General features: G+C 53.8%; 16 protein-coding genes. 6 read left to right on the forward strand and 10 right to left on the reverse strand.

All coding sequences use genetic code 11. The annotated features are described in order from the left end of the window. Positions 1-202 precede the first annotated feature (202 nt). Positions 203-1165: a ferrochelatase gene (hemH, locus tag HV477_RS17345; protein WP_175065240.1), complete on the forward strand. Its 963-nt coding sequence runs from the start codon at positions 203-205 to the stop codon at positions 1163-1165. Here the strand turns inward: hemH and aes are convergent. After that, the gene (aes, locus tag HV477_RS17350; protein ID WP_061379755.1) at positions 1162-2133 is read right to left on the reverse strand and encodes an acetyl esterase; all 972 of its coding nucleotides are present in this window, start codon (positions 2131-2133) and stop codon (positions 1162-1164) included. The two genes, hemH and aes, sit on opposite strands and share 4 nt — an antisense overlap. 152 nt (positions 2134-2285) lie before the next feature. On the opposite strand from aes, the gene gsk reads away from it, so the two are divergent. Then, positions 2286-3590, forward strand: a complete 1305-nt coding sequence (gene gsk, locus HV477_RS17355) for an inosine/guanosine kinase (protein WP_000671592.1) — start codon at positions 2286-2288, stop codon at positions 3588-3590. A gap of 48 nt (positions 3591-3638) precedes the next feature. Here gsk and ybaL read toward each other — a convergent pair whose 3' ends face one another. Together ybaL and HV477_RS17365 are read right to left on the reverse strand one after the other, a co-directional pair. Then, positions 3639-5315, reverse strand: a complete 1677-nt coding sequence (gene ybaL, locus HV477_RS17360) for a YbaL family putative K(+) efflux transporter (protein ID WP_000546202.1) — start codon at positions 5313-5315, stop codon at positions 3639-3641. A 214-nt stretch (positions 5316-5529) separates the two neighbouring features. Then, positions 5530-6750 (reverse strand): MFS transporter, encoded by a 1221-nt coding sequence (locus tag HV477_RS17365; RefSeq protein WP_001251593.1) that lies wholly within the window; start codon positions 6748-6750, stop codon positions 5530-5532. Between the two features lie 172 nt (positions 6751-6922). Here HV477_RS17365 and ushA point away from each other — a divergent pair, with 172 nt between their 5' ends. Then, entirely contained in the window at positions 6923-8575 is a 1653-nt protein-coding gene (gene ushA / locus HV477_RS17370; RefSeq protein ID WP_000670398.1) for a bifunctional UDP-sugar hydrolase/5'-nucleotidase UshA, read from the forward strand. Between the two features lie 116 nt (positions 8576-8691). Here the strand turns inward: ushA and ybaK are convergent, their stop codons facing one another. The 4 genes from ybaK to copA form a co-directional block, all read right to left on the reverse strand. Next, the gene (gene ybaK / locus HV477_RS17375; RefSeq protein ID WP_000186618.1) at positions 8692-9171 is read right to left on the reverse strand and encodes a Cys-tRNA(Pro)/Cys-tRNA(Cys) deacylase YbaK; all 480 of its coding nucleotides are present in this window, start codon (positions 9169-9171) and stop codon (positions 8692-8694) included. A gap of 201 nt (positions 9172-9372) precedes the next feature. After that, positions 9373-10167, reverse strand: a complete 795-nt coding sequence (locus HV477_RS17380) for a TraB/GumN family protein (RefSeq protein ID WP_000771536.1) — start codon at positions 10165-10167, stop codon at positions 9373-9375. Positions 10168-10252: 85 nt separating this feature from the next. Beyond that, entirely contained in the window at positions 10253-11080 is an 828-nt protein-coding gene (locus HV477_RS17385; protein ID WP_000488544.1) for a lysozyme inhibitor LprI family protein, read from the reverse strand. A 153-nt stretch (positions 11081-11233) separates the two neighbouring features. After that, positions 11234-13735: a copper-exporting P-type ATPase CopA gene (gene copA / locus HV477_RS17390; RefSeq protein WP_000083909.1), complete on the reverse strand. Its 2502-nt coding sequence runs from the start codon at positions 13733-13735 to the stop codon at positions 11234-11236. Positions 13736-13844: 109 nt separating this feature from the next. Here copA and cueR point away from each other — a divergent pair, with 109 nt between their 5' ends. After that, complete coding sequence (cueR, locus tag HV477_RS17395) at positions 13845-14261, forward strand: Cu(I)-responsive transcriptional regulator (RefSeq protein ID WP_001026760.1); 417 nt, start codon at positions 13845-13847, stop codon at positions 14259-14261. On the opposite strand, the gene HV477_RS17400 is transcribed toward cueR, so the two are convergent. Both HV477_RS17400 and HV477_RS17405 read right to left on the reverse strand, forming a co-directional pair. Further along, positions 14262-14714: an NfeD family protein gene (locus HV477_RS17400; protein WP_079899300.1), complete on the reverse strand. Its 453-nt coding sequence runs from the start codon at positions 14712-14714 to the stop codon at positions 14262-14264. Further along, positions 14711-15628, reverse strand: coding sequence for an SPFH domain-containing protein (locus HV477_RS17405; RefSeq protein WP_000906146.1), 918 nt, complete (start codon positions 15626-15628; stop codon positions 14711-14713). The genes HV477_RS17400 and HV477_RS17405 overlap by 4 nt, the downstream gene beginning before the upstream one ends. A 146-nt stretch (positions 15629-15774) precedes the next feature. Here HV477_RS17405 and fetA point away from each other — a divergent pair, with 146 nt between their 5' ends. Then, complete coding sequence (gene fetA, locus HV477_RS17410; RefSeq protein WP_000140195.1) at positions 15775-16452, forward strand: iron efflux ABC transporter ATP-binding subunit FetA; 678 nt, start codon at positions 15775-15777, stop codon at positions 16450-16452. Then, a complete protein-coding gene (fetB, locus tag HV477_RS17415; RefSeq protein ID WP_001002130.1) occupies positions 16439-17218 on the forward strand; it encodes an iron efflux ABC transporter permease subunit FetB in 780 nt (259 codons plus the stop codon). Before fetA ends, fetB begins: the two co-directional genes overlap by 14 nt. An 85-nt stretch (positions 17219-17303) precedes the next feature. On the opposite strand, the gene cnoX is transcribed toward fetB, so the two are convergent. After that, complete coding sequence (cnoX, locus tag HV477_RS17420; RefSeq protein WP_000116058.1) at positions 17304-18158, reverse strand: chaperedoxin; 855 nt, start codon at positions 18156-18158, stop codon at positions 17304-17306. Positions 18159-18196: the final 38 nt, after the last annotated feature.

An 18196-nucleotide genomic window follows, 5' to 3' on the forward strand; every position in this document is an offset into this window, starting at 1 on the left:
AGGCCTGCCATTATCCCGCAAGCCTGATAAGCGTAGCGCCATCAGGCAATCGGTGCTGGATGGCGGCCTGAACGCCTTATCCGGCCTGCTGGTATCGTTAGCGCCATTCGGCGAATTCTCGTCTTACCTCTCGCAGCAATTAGTTCTTCTTTATCACTTTTCCGCTACAATTATCAACAATTTGAATAGATAAGAGGCGGCAATGCGTCAGACGAAAACCGGTATCCTGCTGGCTAACCTTGGCACGCCAGATGCCCCAACTCCCGAAGCGGTAAAGCGCTACCTGAAACAATTTTTAAGCGACAGACGCGTGGTGGATACTCCTCGTCTGCTGTGGTGGCCGCTGCTGCGTGGCGTTATTTTACCGCTGCGTTCGCCGCGCGTCGCGAAACTCTATCAATCTATCTGGATGGATGGCGGTTCGCCGCTCATGGTATATAGCCGCGAACAACAACAGGCGCTGGCCGCGCGGTTGCCAGACACGCCCGTCGCGCTGGGGATGAGCTACGGTTCGCCCTCGCTGGAAAGCTCTGTCGATGAACTGTTAGCAAGCGACGTTGACCATATCGTCGTGCTGCCGTTGTACCCGCAATACTCTTGCTCAACGGTGGGCGCAGTTTGGGACGAACTGGGGCGGATACTGGCGCGTAAACGTCGTATTCCCGGTATCTCATTTATTCGCGATTACGCGGATGACGGCGCTTATATCGATGCGCTGGCGAAAAGCGCGCGTGAGTCGTTCGCCATGCACGGCGAGCCGGATGTGCTTCTGCTCTCCTATCACGGCATTCCACAACGTTATGCGGATGAAGGCGATGACTATCCGCAGCGCTGCCGCGATACCACGCGCGAACTGGTTTCCGCATTGGGACTGCCGCCGGAAAAGGTAATGATGACGTTCCAGTCGCGCTTTGGCCGTGAACCGTGGCTGACGCCGTACACCGATGAAACGCTAAAAATGTTGGGTGAAAAGGGGACTGGCCATATTCAGGTTATGTGTCCGGGATTTGCCGCGGATTGTCTGGAGACGCTGGAAGAGATAGCGGAACAGAACCGCGAGATTTTCCTTGAAGCGGGCGGTAAAAAATATGCGTACATTCCGGCGCTGAACGCGACGCCGGAACATATTGATATGATGCTGAAACTCACGGCGCCGTACCGTTAACGCGGTGTCTTCATCCTCGCCATAAAGAAGCGTGCGCCGTCCTGCAAGGCATCGTCGGCGATTGTCATCATTCGCGAATAGTGCAGGAAGGCGTGCAGTGTGCCGGGATACATTTTGTATTCGCAGGGCTGCTGGTGCGCCTGTAATGTCTTGTGCAGCAAGCGGCTGTCATCAATGAGCGGATCAAACTCCGCGCTGGCAATAAAGCAGGGCGGCACATCGCGCGTGAGATCGTTATTAAACAGACAATACCAGGGCGATTCCCGATCTTCATCGTTACGCAGATAGGCCTTTTCGTACATGTCCAGATCTTCACGCGTCAGGCCGTCCCACGCGCCGCCGAACAGACGGCGGCTTACCGAATCCTGCAACCCGTACAGCCCATACCACAACAGAATCGCGATAACGTTACCGCAGCGAATGTGCTTATCACGTAGCCAGAGCGCGCTGGCAAGCGCCAGCATGGCGCCTGCGGAATCCCCGGCGAAACCGATTTTCTCCACGTTGAGCGAGTATTCATCGGCATGTTGAGAGAAGTAGCTGCATACCGCGACGGTTTCTTCAATGGCCTGCGGATAACGCGCTTGCGGCGACAGCGAATAATCAATGCCGATCACGGTGCAGCCGGTATAACGCGCCAGCAGACGCATTATCCGGTCATGCGTATCCAGGTTACCGAGGATAAATCCGCCGCCGTGCAGATAGTATAAAGTGGCCTGACTGGTCGGCTGCGGCGAGTAGAGCCGGGTTGTTACATCGCCATAAGGCGTAGGGACGACGCAGGTGCGGGTGGTCATGGACGGCGCGTCGGCATTCCAGAAACGGCGCTCAAGAAGATAATACTGACGCTGGGTCTCAATATCGCCATCGGCAGGCCAGGGGGGAAGGCCTGGTTGCTGGAAGTTTACGACGGCTTTCATTTCGTCAGACAGTCGGGTGAGTACGGGAATTTTATTTTCCGGCTTCATAAAACGCTCCTTGTGAAAGTGAACCATTGTAAAAAACGCGGCTGGAGAAACTGCGATCTCGTCGTCCGATATTGAAACGCCATCGTCCGTCGCGCGCAGCAGGGGGAATGTGCTACCATGCAGCGCTCCGTTATTCATCCGTAAGCACAATCATGAAATTTCCCGGTAAACGTAAATCCAAACACTATTTTCCCGTCAATGCGCGCGACCCGTTGTTGCAACAAATTCAGCCAGAACAGGAAACCAACGCCTCCTGGGTCGTCGGTATCGACCAGACGTTGGTGGATATTGAGGCGAAAGTGGATGACGATTTTATTACACGCTATGGATTAAGCGCCGGGCATTCTCTGGTGATAGAAGACGAGGTGGCGGAGAAGCTGTATCAGGAACTGACGCGGGAAAATCTGATCACCCATCAGTTTGCTGGCGGCACCATAGGCAATACGATGCACAATTACTCGGTACTGGCGGATGACCGTTCGGTGTTACTGGGCGTGATGTGCAGCAACATTGAGATTGGCAGCTACGCTTATCGCTACCTGTGTAATACTTCCAGCCGTACCGACCTGAATTATCTGCAAGCGGTAGATGGCCCGATTGGCCGCTGTTTCACGCTGATTGGCGAATCCGGCGAGCGTACCTTCGCTATCAGCCCCGGCCATATGAATCAGCTACGGGCGGAAAGTATTCCGGAAGCGGTGATCGCTGGCGCCTCCGCGCTGGTGTTGACCTCATATCTGGTGCGCTGTAAGCCTGGCGAACCGATGCCTGACGCGACGATGAAAGCGATCGAATACGCGAAAAAGCATAACGTGCCGGTTGTCATGACGCTGGGCACCAAATTTGTGATCGCCGATAATCCGCAGTGGTGGCAGGCGTTTCTCAAAGAGAATGTCTCGATTCTGGCAATGAACGAAGAAGAAGCGGAAGCGCTGACCGGCGAAAACGACCCGCTGCTGGCGGCGGATAAGGCGCTGGACTGGGTCGACCTGGTGTTATGCACCGCCGGACCGATAGGGTTATATATGGCAGGCTTCACCGAAGAGGAAGCAAAACGTAAAACCCAGCATCCGCTGCTGCCGGGGGCTATTGCTGAATTTAACCAGTATGAATTTAGCCGGGCAATGCGCCATAAAGATTGTATTAATCCGCTACGCGTTTATTCGCATATTGCGCCGTATATGGGCGGGCCGGAAAAAATCATGAACACCAACGGCGCGGGCGATGGCGCGCTGGCGGCGCTGCTGCACGATATTACGGCGAACAGTTACCATCGTAGCAACGTACCGAACTCCAGTAAGCACAAATTCACCTGGCTGACCTATTCGTCGCTGGCGCAGGTGTGTAAATATGCTAACCGTGTCAGTTATCAGGTACTGAACCAGCATTCTCCGCGTCTGACACGCGGGCTGCCGGAGCGTGAGGACAGCCTGGAAGAGTCGTACTGGGATCGCTAATCTGGCTTGCCCGATGGCGCTGCGCGCATCGGGCCGTCCGGCAAACCCTTAACTGGCGACGACTTCACCCGCGGGCGGCGTTTCAAGCAGTTCCAGCATCGCCCGGGCAATTTCTCGCTCGCCCATCACTACCTGATTGGCTCCCCGCTCGGTAATATATTTCACTTCATCATCATAGTGCGCGCGGGCGATTATCTCGATATCAGGACTTTTTTCCCGCGCTGAGGCGACAATCTCACCGGCTTCGTAACCGTTGGGGATGGTCAATAACAGCCAGCGAGCGCAGTCCAGATGCGCCAGATTCATGATTTCTTCGTTAGCGGCGTTGCCCAGCACGGCGCGAATCCCGCGTTCGCGCAGTTCATCCACGCGGGTACGGGACGTTTCGATAACCACCAGCGGAATCCCCGCCGCCAGTAATTTTTCTCCCAGCAGACTGCCTACGCGGCCAAAACCCACCAGCAGGGCATGATTACAGATATCCACCGGAATTTGCTTCTCTTCTTCGATAGCCTCTTCCAGAGTTTGCTCTTCCAGCGTTTCGGTTTTCGCCAGATACTTCTCCAGCAGGGTAAACAGTACGGGATTAAGCATAATCGACAAAATAGCGCCTGCCAGCACCAGGTTCTGTCCCGCTTGCGGCAGCAGGTTGAGCGCCATGCCGAGTCCGGCGAGAATAAAGGCGAACTCGCCGATTTGCGCCAGGCTGGCGGCAATGGTCAGCGCGGTTCGCGGCGAGTGGCCGAACATACGCACCAGGAAAAACGCAGCGATCGATTTACCAAAGACGATAATGGCAAGCGTCGCCAACACCGCCAGCGGCTGTTGAATCAAGACTAGCGGATCGAACAACATGCCGACGGAAACAAAAAACAGGACGGCAAAGGCGTCGCGCAGCGGCAACGTATCGTGCGCCGCCCGGTGACTCAGTTCCGACTCATTAAGCACCATTCCAGCGAAGAACGCGCCCAGCGCAAAAGAGACGTCAAACAGTTCTACTGCGCCAAACGCAATGCCTAACGCCAGCGCCAGTACGGAAAGGGTAAATAATTCGCGCGAGCCGGTGGCGGCGCTGCGGGCCATAATCCACGGCACCAGGCGGCGTCCGACCAGCATCATGATGGCGATAAACGCCACCACTTTACCAATGGTTATCCCCATATCGACTGCCAGCGAGGCTATGCCGACATCGCCTTTTTCCACCATGCCGGCAACGGCGGGCAGCAAGACCAGCGTCAGCACCATCACCAGATCTTCGACAATCAGCCAGCCGATGGCGATTTGCCCGCGCTGGCTATCAAGGAGTTGTCGCTCCTCAAGCGCGCGCAGCAGGACGACGGTACTGGCGGTAGACAGACAGAGCCCAAAAACGATGCCGGTCATTAATGACCATCCCAGCACGGCGGAAAGCGCCATACCCAGCAGCGTCGCCACCGCTATCTGAGCGACAGCGCCGGGAATGGCGATAGACTTTACCGCCATCAAATCCTTCAGCGAAAAATGCAGCCCGACGCCGAACATCAATAGAATCACGCCGAGCTCCGCCAGCTCCGGCGCCAGTTTGGTATCCGCAACAAAACCTGGGGTAAAAGGTCCCGCCAGAACGCCCGCTAACAGATATCCCACCAGTGGAGAAATACGCAATTTGTTGGCAATCATGCCGAGAATAAAAGCGAGCACAAGGCCGCCGACAATGGTGGTGATAAGCGGGGTAGCGTGATGCATTCCGTCTCCTTTGGTTGCTGGACTCCAAAACTCCGGGTAATAGTTTATGACAATTTCAATCAGGATGTTTATAAAAAATGGTTGTGTTTTATAAAAAAATACAATCTGACGGTAAAAAGAGCACGGAACGGAAAAGGGATAAGTATGGGATAGGCAAAGCATGATGGCATCGGGATGTACAGGCGGTTAAAGCGTACCTTTAACCGCCATAAAATCACGCTTTATGTCGATTATCAGGTAAGAATATAGTCAGTATCCCCAGAAGCGGCAGGAAAGCACAGATTTTATAAACTAAATAGATACTGGTATGGTCGGCAATCAGCCCCAGCACCGCTGCGCCCAGGCCTCCCATCCCGAAGGCAAACCCGAAAAACAGGCCGGAAACCATACCGATGCGTCCTGGCAGCAACTCCTGGGCATACACCAGAATGGCGGAAAACGCCGACGCGAGAATAAAGCCGATAATCACCGTTAAAATCCCCGTCCAGTACAGCGTGGCGTAGGGTAAAACAAGGGTAAACGGCGCGACGCCGAGAATAGAGCCCCAAATCACATATTTCCTGCCGATTTTGTCGCCCACCGGCCCGCCGATAACCGTCCCGGCAGCCACCGCAAACAGGAAGGCAAACAGATGGAGCTGCGCGTTTTGTATTGATAATCCGAATTTTTGCATCAGATAAAAGGTGTAGTAGCTACTGATGCTCGCCATATAAAAATATTTCGAGAAAATGAGTAGCAATAACACGCTGACCGCCAGCACGACTTTATTGCGCGGCAGCGGGTTAGCGATTATCGCTTTTGGCTTGCCTTTCGCTATCCGGTGCTGGGCTGCATACCAGCGGCTGATCTGCGCCAGCACCACGATCGCCAGCAGCGCGGCCAGCACAAACCAGGCGACATTCCCTTTGCCATAGGGCGCGATAATCACGGCGGCCAGCAGCGGGCCCAATGAACTGCCGAAGTTACCGCCGACCTGGAAGATAGACTGCGCCAGACCATGACGTCCGCCGGAGGCCATGCGCGCCACGCGGGACGATTCCGGGTGAAAAACGGACGAGCCGGTACCCACCAGCGCCGCAGCGAGCAATACGCCGCCAAAACTTCCCGCCATTGCCAGCAGTACCAGCCCGCTCAGGGTAAAACACATGCCGACAGGCAGCGACCACGGCATGGGATATTTATCCGTCCAGTAGCCGACGACCGGTTGCAGCAGCGATGAGGCGAGCTGGAACGTCAGGGTGATCAAACCTATCTGGACGAAAGTCAGCGAAAACTCTGCCTGCAACAGGGGATAAATGGCTAAGATTAGCGACTGGATCATATCGTTCAGCAGATGGGAAAGACTGATCGCGCCCAAAATACCAAACGAAGTACGTGCTTTAGCGGCCGCTGCGGGCGCGCCGGCTAACGGCTGGGTTGGTTCACTCATGGCCATAGAAAGTCACTTAAATTTTATGCGATGTTGGAGATAGTAGGATGTGTAATTATTACTTGCCTAACATACCTGTGAAATGTGTTTGAAGGAAGTCTCAATTCTGAAAACATATTTGTCTATTATTGCAAGGAAAGGTAATTTCTGCGGTTGATATTGAGTCAGGGAGAGAAAGATGAAATTTTTGAAACGGGGTGTGGCGCTAGCGTTACTGGCGGCGTTCGCGCTGACGACTCAGCCTGCACAGGCTTACGAAAAAGATAAAACCTATAAAATTACTATCCTGCATACCAACGATCACCACGGTCACTTCTGGCGCAGCGAATATGGCGAATATGGTCTGGCGGCGCAAAAAACGCTGGTGGACAGTATCCGTAAAGAGGTGGCGCAAGAGGGGGGAAGCGTCCTGTTGTTATCCGGCGGCGACATTAATACCGGGGTGCCGGAATCCGATCTCCAGGATGCGGAGCCCGATTTCCGCGGGATGAATCTGATTGGCTACGACGCTATGGCCGTCGGTAATCATGAATTTGATAATCCGCTCACCGTATTGCGCCAGCAGGAAAAGTGGGCGAAGTTTCCCTTTCTTTCCGCCAATATTTATCAAAAAAGTACCGGCGAGCGTCTGTTTAAGCCGTGGGCTATTTTTACACGCCAGGATATAAAAATCGCGGTAATCGGCTTAACCACCGATGACACGGCGAAAATAGGCAACCCGGAATATTTCACCGATATTGAGTTTCGTAAACCTGCTGAAGAAGCAAAGGTGGTGATTCAGGAACTTAATATGAATGAAAAACCGGACGTGATTATCGCGACCACGCATATGGGACATTATGACAACGGCGATCACGGTTCGAACGCGCCGGGCGACGTTGAGATGGCGCGTAGCCTGCCTGCCGGTTCGCTGGCGATGATTGTGGGCGGTCACTCACAAGACCCGGTATGCATGGCGTCGGAAAATAAAAAACAGGTGAATTACGTACCGGGAACGCCCTGCGCGCCGGATAAGCAAAATGGCATCTGGATCGTGCAGGCGCATGAGTGGGGTAAATATGTGGGCCGCGCGGATTTCGAATTCCGTAACGGCGAGATGAAAATGGTTAACTACCAGCTTATTCCGGTAAATCTCAAGAAAAAAGTGACCTGGGATAACGGGAAAAGCGAGCGTGTACTTTACACGCCGGAAATCGCCGAAAATCCGCAAATGCTCTCGTTATTAACGCCGTTCCAGAATAAAGGTAAAGCGCAACTGGAGGTGAAAATTGGTAGCGTGAATGGCCTTCTTGAAGGCGATCGCAGTAAGGTCAGATTTGTCCAGACCAATATGGGACGGGTGATTCTGGCTGCGCAGATCGCGCGCACCGGCGCCGATTTTGGCGTGATGAGCGGCGGCGGTATTCGCGACTCGATTGAGGCGGGAGATATTACCTATAAAAGCGTGCTCAAGGTACAGCCGTTCGGCAACATTGTGGTGTATGCCGATATGAGCGGCAAAGAGGTGGTTGATTATCTCACCGCCGTAGCGCAGATGAAACCGGACTCCGGCGCCTATCCACAGTTCGCCAATGTGAGCTTTGTCGCCAAAGAGGGCAAGCTCACCGATCTGAAAATCAAAGGCGAGCCTGTTGATCCGGCTAAAACCTACCGCATGGCGACGCTGAGTTTCAACGCCACGGGCGGCGATGGTTATCCGCGAATCGATAACAAACCGGGCTACGTGAATACCGGGTTTATTGACGCGGAAGTGCTGAAAGAGTTTATTCAGCAAAATTCACCGCTGGATGCGGCGGCGTTTACGCCAAAGGGCGAGGTGAGCTGGCTGTAGCGGTACGGATAGCCATCACTGCCTGATGGCGCGCAGCCTTAAGGCCTACGGATTATGTCTGCTGTAGGCCGGATAAGGCGTTTGCGCCGCTATCCGGCAATGTATTTTACGCAGGCTTAATCCCGACGCGCGATATCAGCGAATTTAGCACCCAGGATGGCGGCCAAATCGTCAGCCGCCAGTTCAATATCCAGCCCGCGTTTACCACCGGAAACATAAATAGTGGCAAACGTGCGGGCAGGCGCGTCAATCAGCGTGGGCAGCCGTTTCTTCTGTCCCAGCGGACTGATCCCGCCGACCAGATATCCCGTGGTGCGTTGCGCCACCATCGGGTCGGCCATATCGACCTTTTTCGCGCCCAGAGCTTTGGCGACTTTTTTCAAATCCAGCTGTCCGGCTACAGGCGTCACGGCGACGGCCAGTTGCTTCATATCGCCATTCACGGCAACCAAAAGCGTTTTATACACCTGATCGGCGTTTAGCCCGAGCTTACGCACCACTTCATCGCCAAAGTTAGTTTCATTCGGATCGTGATCGTAGGTGTGAATGTTAAACGGAATCTTGTTTTTTTCGAGTAACTTAACTGCGGGTGTCATAACGTTCCTTCTTACTACAGACGTGATTTGCCATCAGCATACGCCCGAAAGCGGACTAAAAAATAGTATAATCTTGTGCATTAGGTCTTGGCAGTTGCGGCAACTTTGAGCGACAATCTGAAGATCCGAAGCGAAAGCGTCGGGATAATAATAACGATGAAATTCCTCTTTGACGGGCCAATAGCGATATTGGCCATTTTTTTATTTCAATATTTGCGGTAGGTTGCCTTCGCCGTACAGATGTAGCGCCCCTACGGCTACCACGTAGCGTCCCGGCGGCAGTGCCAGCAGCGCGTCGCGCCAGGCTTCATTGCGTTTTACCATCAGTACATCATACAGCGGCTGGCTAAACGTTCTGGGGAGCGAAGCGCCGACGCTGGTCGGCGGCTGCTCAAGCCACCAGCCGATCATCACCTGCAAAAGCCGTGCGTTGGTGTGCCAGTGCGTCAGCGTGTCGTCGAGCAGCGCCATCCCGCCATCGGGCAGATCGCAGAGTAGTTCGAGCTGGTGTTTCGCCCCTTCCAGCTCTTGCACCGGCAGCGACATTTCGCGGGCAGCCTGTAATAGCTGATAATCAATGCCATAGTCCGGACGCAATCCCAGCCGTTGCGCCTGCGTGGCCTGTAGCACCATAGCTATCTGCCATAAAGGTTGATTATCAAAATGGATCAGCGGCATACCCAACTCGCTGACCCGTTTTTCCAGTGCGCTTAACTGCCCGGCGCTGAGACGTTCGACCAACGGCGGGCATTTGGGGAGATTGCTGAATGGCGTTTCGTTACCAGAAATATCCGCTTCAACGACCAGCGCGTCGGCCTGGCGTAGCTTTTTCACCAGCTTTGCTGGAAGAGGAGCCATATCGCGCGTCCCCATATGAATACTGCCAACCAGATGCAGATGACGACCGCCGGGCAGGGAGAGATCGATAGCAGGCCAACTATTTGGGGTACCACGCAGCGCGCGCCATAAACGTTTAAGTTGATTTAATAGCTTCATACGCGCTCCCTTTGAAAAAGCTCATGCTAGCGCGTTGGAGAAAAGGGCGCAATGCGCCCTGACGGGACGTCAACGATCGGTCGGGTTATTCGCTGCCGTCGAGATAGGCCGTTCTGGCGATGGTCATTTCAAGCTGGCATTTATAAATACTGATGCGCTTTTCAGCGGGTATGGCCTCGGATTTTGCATCGCTAAGTTTGCCGCACTGCTGCTCTTTTTTGGTCACCCAGACTCGCTGTTCTTGTTTTAATGCCGTTCGGGCAGAGGCGGGTAGCGATTTCCAGACCTGATTAAGCTCGCGATCTCTACTCTCAAATTTCTTTGCTGCGATTTCAATCAGTGAGTTATTTTTTTTCTTTATAATGCTATCACCAGATACCGTCATTCTTGCCATTACATAAATAGACCGCGCCAATTTATCGGTTTTTGGCACAGGGGTGACAACAATATCTTTGTTGTTGTCTGCTAGCTGAATATTGTAGTTAACCTGTTTCCAGGTCACCGTATTGTTTATTACCTGTCCATCCCCTTGTGAAATATAGAATAGAGTGTTTGGTAAGTCTTTCATTAATTTAAATAATGGCTGAGGAATACCCATGGCGACGGTAGCCGAGCAAGTTCGTAAGTTGGCATTTTCTGCTTGAGGGTTCTGCGTGATTACATCACTGAATTGAACAGGAATAGCCCGGAGTTGTTGCTCGTATTGAGTCTGGGGGATATCGAAGAAAAGCGTGGAGGGCTCTTTAATATAGTCTTGCTGTAAACGACCTAATGCTTCATTGTAAATCCATTCTTTTGCCGCCGTGACTGCATTATCGTTGCCACATTTTAACTCTGGAGTGGAATCAAATAACCCTGCATAACTGACGGCGGGAGAAAGCAGGAAAAGAAGCGTAACTGCTTTTCTAAACATAAATAACACATCCTTATGATTCAAAAAAACATTATAAAATGTTGTTTTTTATTTTTCTACAGGATGTGCGGTTAAATTTTTATATATTGATACGGTAAATTACTGATGGCTTAATAATATATCAGGCAGCTGATGCTGCCTGATATAGCGTTTTTACGCTTTCGGTTTAAAACGCAATAGCCGGTTGGCATTGCTGACGACGGTAATGGAAGACAGCGCCATTGCCGCGCCTGCTACTACCGGGTTTAACAAGGTACCGGTAAACGGCCACAGAATACCGGCGGCCACCGGGATACCAATGCTGTTGTAGATAAATGCGCCAAGCAGGTTTTGTTTCATATTGCGCAACGTCGCGCGCGAAATGGCCAGCGCATCCGCCACGCCCATCAGACTATGGCGCATCAGCGTAATCGCCGCGGTTTCAATTGCCACATCGCTGCCGCCGCCCATCGCGATACCGACGTCCGCCTGCGCCAGCGCGGGCGCATCGTTGATACCATCGCCGACCATCGCAACCTGACGACCCTGGCTTTGCAGACGTTTAATCGCATCGGCTTTGCCATCCGGCAGAACGCCCGCAATCACTTCATCAATACCCGCTTCTTTGGCAATCGCGTTAGCCGTCGTTGGGTTATCCCCGGTGAGCATTACCAGACGGTATCCGGCGTTGTGCAGGCGTTCAAGCGCGGCAATACTATCGCTGCGCAATGGATCGCGTACCGCCAGTAACGCCGCCGCTTTACCGTCAATCGCCAGAAGGACCGGAGTCGAGCCTTGCGAGGCCTGCGCGGTGATTTCCGCCGTCATGTCATCCGTGGCGACGTGCTGTTCGTTCAGCAACGCCTGGTTCCCCAGAAGCAGTTGATGACCTTCCGCTTCACCGCTGACGCCCAGTCCGCGCAGCGTTCTGAAACCGTTCACCTGCGGCAGTTTATCATCGCCGGCTTTTTCCAGAATCGCATGGGCCAGCGGGTGGCTGGAGCCTTGTTCGAGCGCGGCAGCCAGACGTAATGCCTGAGCTTCCTCAACGCCGTTAAAGGTTTTTATCGCCACCACTTGCGGCTTGCCTTCCGTCAGCGTCCCGGTTTTATCAAAAACGAGGGTATCCAACGTACTGGCGCGTTGCAGGGCATCGGCGTCGCGTACCAGCACGCCGAATTCGGCAGCGCGGCCTACGCCGGAAATAATCGACATTGGCGTCGCCAGGCCTAATGCGCAAGGGCAGGCGATAATCAGTACGGTGGTGGCGATGACCAGCGTATAAACAATTTGCGGCGCCGGCCCGAAGAAATACCAGATAGCGGCGCTGAACAGCGCAATGGCCACGACGACGGGAACGAATACCGCGGAGATTTTATCGGCCAGTTGGCCAATTTCCGGTTTACTGCTCTGCGCCTGGCGTACCATGCGAATAATGCGTGACAGCGTGGTATGACTGCCCACCGCGCTGGCGCGGAACAGGACGCTGCCGTCCTGGACGACGGTGCCGGCATGAACGCTGTCGCCTTCGCCTTTTTGCTGCGGAATGGGTTCGCCGGTCAGCATGGCTTCATCAAGCCACGCTTCGCCCTGGGTAATTTCGCCATCCACCGGCACGCGATCGCCGGTAGTGAGCCGCAGCAGCATCCCTGGCTGAACGTCCGCCAGCGGGACGCTTTTTTCGCCGTCTTCTGTCACTACGCGTGCGGTGGGCGGGGTGAGATCGAGTAATTTTTCCAGCGCTTTTGAGGAACGCTGACGGGCGCGCGCTTCCAGCATGTGTCCGAGATTAATCAGACCGATAATCATCGCGCTGGCTTCGTAATAGAGGTGCCGTGCTTCCATCGGGAACCACTGCGGCCACAGGTTGACACTCATGGAGTAGAGCCAGGCGACCCCGGTGCCGAGCGCCACCAGCGTATCCATCGTCGCCGTGCCGTTCAGCAGGCTTTTCCACGCGTTACGGTAAAAGTGACCGCCCGCAAAGACCATCACCGCAAGCGTGATCAGGCCAATAGCCAGCCACAGGCTGCGGTTGTCGCCGGTCACCATCATGTTATCGCCGATCATCCCCCAGACCATGACCGGTATACCGACCGCCAGGGCAACGATGGCCTGCCAGCGAAAACGTTTCATGGTGGCGATGGCGGTTTCCTGCTGGCGCTCGCGGCGTTTGATGTCATCTTCAATCGCTTCTGCGCCGTAGCCGGCTTTTTCCACCGCCTGCACTAAATCAGCGGCGGACGCGCTGCCCATCACCAGCGCAGTGCGTTCCGCCAGGTTTACCCGTGCCTGCGTGACGCCCGGTACGCTTTGTAGCGCATGTTGTACGCGGGTGACACAACTGGCGCAGCTCATGCCGCTTAACAGCAACTGTTGGCTTTCTTCATCGGCCGTCGCTACCGGAAGCTCATGAGGAACCGCTGCCAGTGCTTCCGACGGGATTGATGACTCCGTCAGCGGTTTAGCCTTTGGGTGGCTTAACGTCGCGCCATACCCGGCTTGTTTGATGGTTTCAATTAACGCGTCCGCACTGGCGGTACCGGTAACGTGCGCTTCGGTTACGGTGACGTCCGCCAGCTCAACATCCGGACGTTGTTCAAGACTTTCTTTCACGCGTTTAACGCAATGACCGCAGGACAAACCGTCCAGGGTCAGGTCGATAGTTTGAGACATAGTAAAAACTCCTTTATGATTGGTCATCAATTCATTGACCTTAGTAATCGTAGTGACTCACTGTGATAAAGGTTAAACCTTCCAGCAAGGTTAAGGTCAAGGGGGAAATATGAATATTAGCGATGTGGCGAAAAAAACCGGTTTAACCAGCAAAGCCATTCGGTTTTATGAAGAGAAAGGGCTGGTGACGCCGCCATTACGTAGCGAAAATGGTTATCGCACCTACACGCAGAAGCATTTAAACGAGCTGACGTTGCTGCGACAGGCGAGGCAGGTGGGGTTTAATCTGGAAGAGTGTGGCGAACTGGTCAATCTGTTTAACGATCCGCGACGCCATAGCGCAGATGTGAAAAAGCGGACGCTGGAAAAGGTCGCGGAGATCGAGCGCCATATCAGCGAGCTGCAATCAATGCGCGATCAACTGCTGGCGCTGGCGGAGAGTTGTCCCGGCGATGACAGCGCCGACTGCCCGATTATTGATAATCTTTCCGGCTGCTGTCATCACAAGGCGCAAAAGCCACGTTGATTAAACGGCACGAATGCGTAAGGTGATGCCTTCCACGGCGATCACTTCGACATGCGTACCTGCGCGCAGGTCTTCGTCAGCGCATACCGGCCACGAGCTGTCGCCGACTCGCATATGACCCCGTCCGTTCACTAACGCGGCATCAAGCATAAACCGGCGGCCTACCAGTTGTTGTCCGCGTTGGTTAAGGCGGCTGTCGGTCGGCTTTTGTTCCCGCACGCGACGCGCCAGCCAGCGCCACCAAAGCCAGGCCGCCAGTAACGTTAAGGCCGCAAACAGCACGCCCTGCCATTCCCAGCCGAGCGGTAAGAGCCAGATGGTTAAGCCGGTAATCACTGCCGCCACGCCGCTCCACAGCAAATAGCCGTTACCGCCGAGCATTTCCGCAGCCAACAACAGGCCGCCGAGGCTAAGCCAGAAGATATGCGGATGTACCAGAATCATCGCTATCATGCTTTTTTCCGTTCGCTGGCGCTGTCCTTAACCAGCTCGCTGATCCCGGCGATAGCGCCCATCAGACTGCTGGCATCCAGCGGCATCATGACCACTTTGCTGTTATTCGCCGAGCCGATTTGCTGTAACGCTTCGGTGTATTTCTGCGCCACGAAGTAGTTTATCGCCTGAATATCCCCGGCGGCGATGGCTTCAGATACCATCTGCGTAGCGCGGGCTTCCGCTTCGGCGGAACGTTCGCGCGCTTCCGCCTGCAGGAAAGCGGACTGACGTTCGCCTTCGGCTTTCAGAATCTGCGACTGTTTTTCCCCCTCGGCTTTCAGGATTTCCGCCTGACGTACCCCTTCGGCCTCAAGGATATAGGCGCGTTTGGTACGTTCCGCTTTCATCTGGGCGTTCATAGAGGAGATCAATTCCGCGGGCGGGCGGACATCGCGAATTTCGATACGGGTAACTTTAATTCCCCACGGGTTGGTGGCTTCATCGACAATATGCAGCAGCCGCGTGTTGATGCTGTCGCGCTGGGAGAGCATTTCATCCAGCTCCATCGAACCGAGCACCGTACGGATATTGGTCATGGTCAGGTTAATGATCGCCAGTTCCAGGTTACTGACTTCATAGGCGGCGCGCGGCGCATCGATAACCTGAATAAAACAGACCGCATCGATAGTGACGTTGGCGTTATCTTTTGAGATCACCTCCTGCGACGGAATATCCAGCACCTGCTCCATCATATTGATCTTGCGGCCAATTCTGTCCATAAACGGTACAACAAGGCTTAATCCCGGCTGCAGGGTTTTGGTGTAACGTCCAAAGCGCTCCACCGTCCACTGGTATCCCTGCGGAACGATTTTGACGCCCGCGCCGACGATCACCAGCGCGACGAAAATGAGAATAGGGATAAGAATGAGCATAGCTAAACCTCCTGTTACGTTGTCCATAAACCGATTTTGCTGACGAATTAAGCGAATTATACCTGATTCAGTAAAGCATGTTCCCCCCTTATTAATTACAGGGATACACTATCGCTATAAAAATATGAACAACGGATGCGCAATAAATGACAGAACGTAGCATGTTGCTTGAGTTAAAGCAGGTCGGTTACCGGACTGCGACGACAAAAATAGTGAATAACATCAGTTTTACGCTGCAACGCGGCGAATTTAAGTTAATTACCGGTCCTTCTGGCTGCGGAAAAAGTACGTTGTTGAAAATGGTGGCCTCGTTAATAAGCCCTGATATCGGCGTGATTCTTTTTGAGGGGCAGGATATTACTACTCTGAGTCCGGAAGCCTATCGCCAGCAGGTTTCTTATTGCGCTCAGACGCCAGCGCTGTTTGGCGATACGGTTTACGATAACCTGATTTTTCCCTGGCAAATTCGCCATCAGCGCCCGCAGCCGACAGCCTTCGCAGACGATCTGGCGCGTTTTGAACTGCCGGAGACGATTCTGCAAAAACCGATTACCGCGCTTTCCGGCGGAGAAAAACAGCGTATTGCTCTAATTCGTAATCTACAGTTTCTGCCGAAAATACTGTTACTCGACGAAATAACCAGCGCGCTGGATGAACATAACAAACGGAATGTGAATGATATTATTCATCGCTATGTTCGCGATAAGCAGGTCGCTGTCTTGTGGGTAACGCATGATAAAGATGAAATTCAACACGCGGATAAGGTGATAACGTTAACGCCATCTGCCGGAGAGATGCAGGAGGCGCGTTATGAACGAGCATAATATTACCAATACCTCGCTGGCGTTATCGATGCTGCTGGTGGTGGTCGCGATGCTCATCAGTCACAAGGAAAAGCTGGCGCTGGAAAAAGATATTCTGTGGAGCGTATGCCGGGCGGTGATACAGCTCATTATTGTCGGCTATGTACTGAAATACATCTTTGGCGTTAATCATGCCGCCCTGACGCTACTGATGGTGCTGTTCATCTGTTTTAACGCCGCATGGAACGCGCAAAAGCGCAGTAAATATATCGATAAGGCATTTCTCTCCTCGTTTATCGCCATCACCGTCGGCGCCGGGCTAACGCTGACGGTACTGGTGCTTACCGGTTCGATTGAATTTGCGCCGATGCAGGTGATTCCCATCGCTGGCATGGTCGCCGGTAATGCGATGGTAGCGGTAGGGCTGTGCTACAACCAACTGGGGCTGCGTTTTCATAGCGAGCAGCAGCAAATCCAGGAAAAGTTAAGTTTGGGCGCAACGCCGAAAATGGCCTCCGCCGGGCTTATCCGCGATAGCATCCGCGCATCGCTTATCCCGACGATCGACTCGGCAAAGACCGTTGGGCTGGTGAGCCTGCCGGGGATGATGTCCGGGCTGATTTTTGCCGGGATCGATCCGGTAAAAGCGATTAAATATCAAATTATGGTAACGTTTATGCTGTTGTCGACAGCCAGCCTGTCTACCATCATTGCCTGCTATTTAACCTACCGGAAGTTCTATAATTCGCGTCATCAGTTGGTAGTGATGCCGCTCAAGAAATCATGATAGTTGCCGGATGATGGCGCAAGCGCCTTATCCGGCCTGAGGACGACAGGTAGGCCAGATAAGCGCGCCATCAGGCAAGAGAGGATTAATACAGTAGCGCGTACAACTGGCGGCGGTATTTCGACGCCAGCGCGTCGCCGGTGCCGAGCGCGGCAAGGATCTCCTGGAAGGTTTTGCGCGTCTGTCCCTCGGCGGCGGTAAGATCTTTTCTCAGATGGCTGAACAGCAATTCCAGCGCTTCTTCATTACGTCCGACCTGGTGCAACTGCAATGCCAGTTGCGTTGCCAAAGCCGCATCCTGCGGATTGTCCGCGACTTGCTGCTGAAGTTGCTGAATTTCCGGCGTATCCGCCGCCTGTTTAAGCAGTTCGATCTGCGCAACCAGCCCCTGATAACGGGTATCCTGATCCTGTAGCGGGATAGTTTTTAACACCGCTTCGGCCTCTTCAGAGCGGTTCAGCGCAATTTGCGCTTCCGCCAGTAACAGGCCAATCTCACTGTTCTGCGAAGAGAGCTGCCAGGCGTCTTTGAGCAACGGCAGCGCGTCAATGTAGTTGCCCTCCTGCATTAACTGCATCGCTTGTTGCGCCTTTAGCTCTTCTTCGCGCGGCAGTACTTTATCCAGCAGAGCGCGGATCGCCTCTTCCGGCTGCGGTCCCTGGAAACCATCGACCGGTTGGCCATTCTGGAACAGATAGACTGTCGGGATGGCGCGCAGCCCAAACTGAGCGGCGATCATCTGTTCGGCGTCGCAGTCCAGCTTTGCCAGAATAAACTGACCGTGGTACTGGGCAGCCAGGCTTTCCAGCACTGGCGTTAATTGCAGACAGTGTTGGCTGCGTTCAGACCAGAAATAGAACAGTACCGGCGTGGTCATGGACTGCTCTAAGGTCTGCTGCAGGTTGGATTCATTAATATTGACAATGTTCTGTACGGACATGGCGTCGCTCTCTTTTGTCTGTGTCACGTTTACATGGG

The organism is Salmonella sp. SG203 (assembly GCF_013350575.1).
Lineage (GTDB): Bacteria > Pseudomonadota > Gammaproteobacteria > Enterobacterales > Enterobacteriaceae > Salmonella > Salmonella enterica.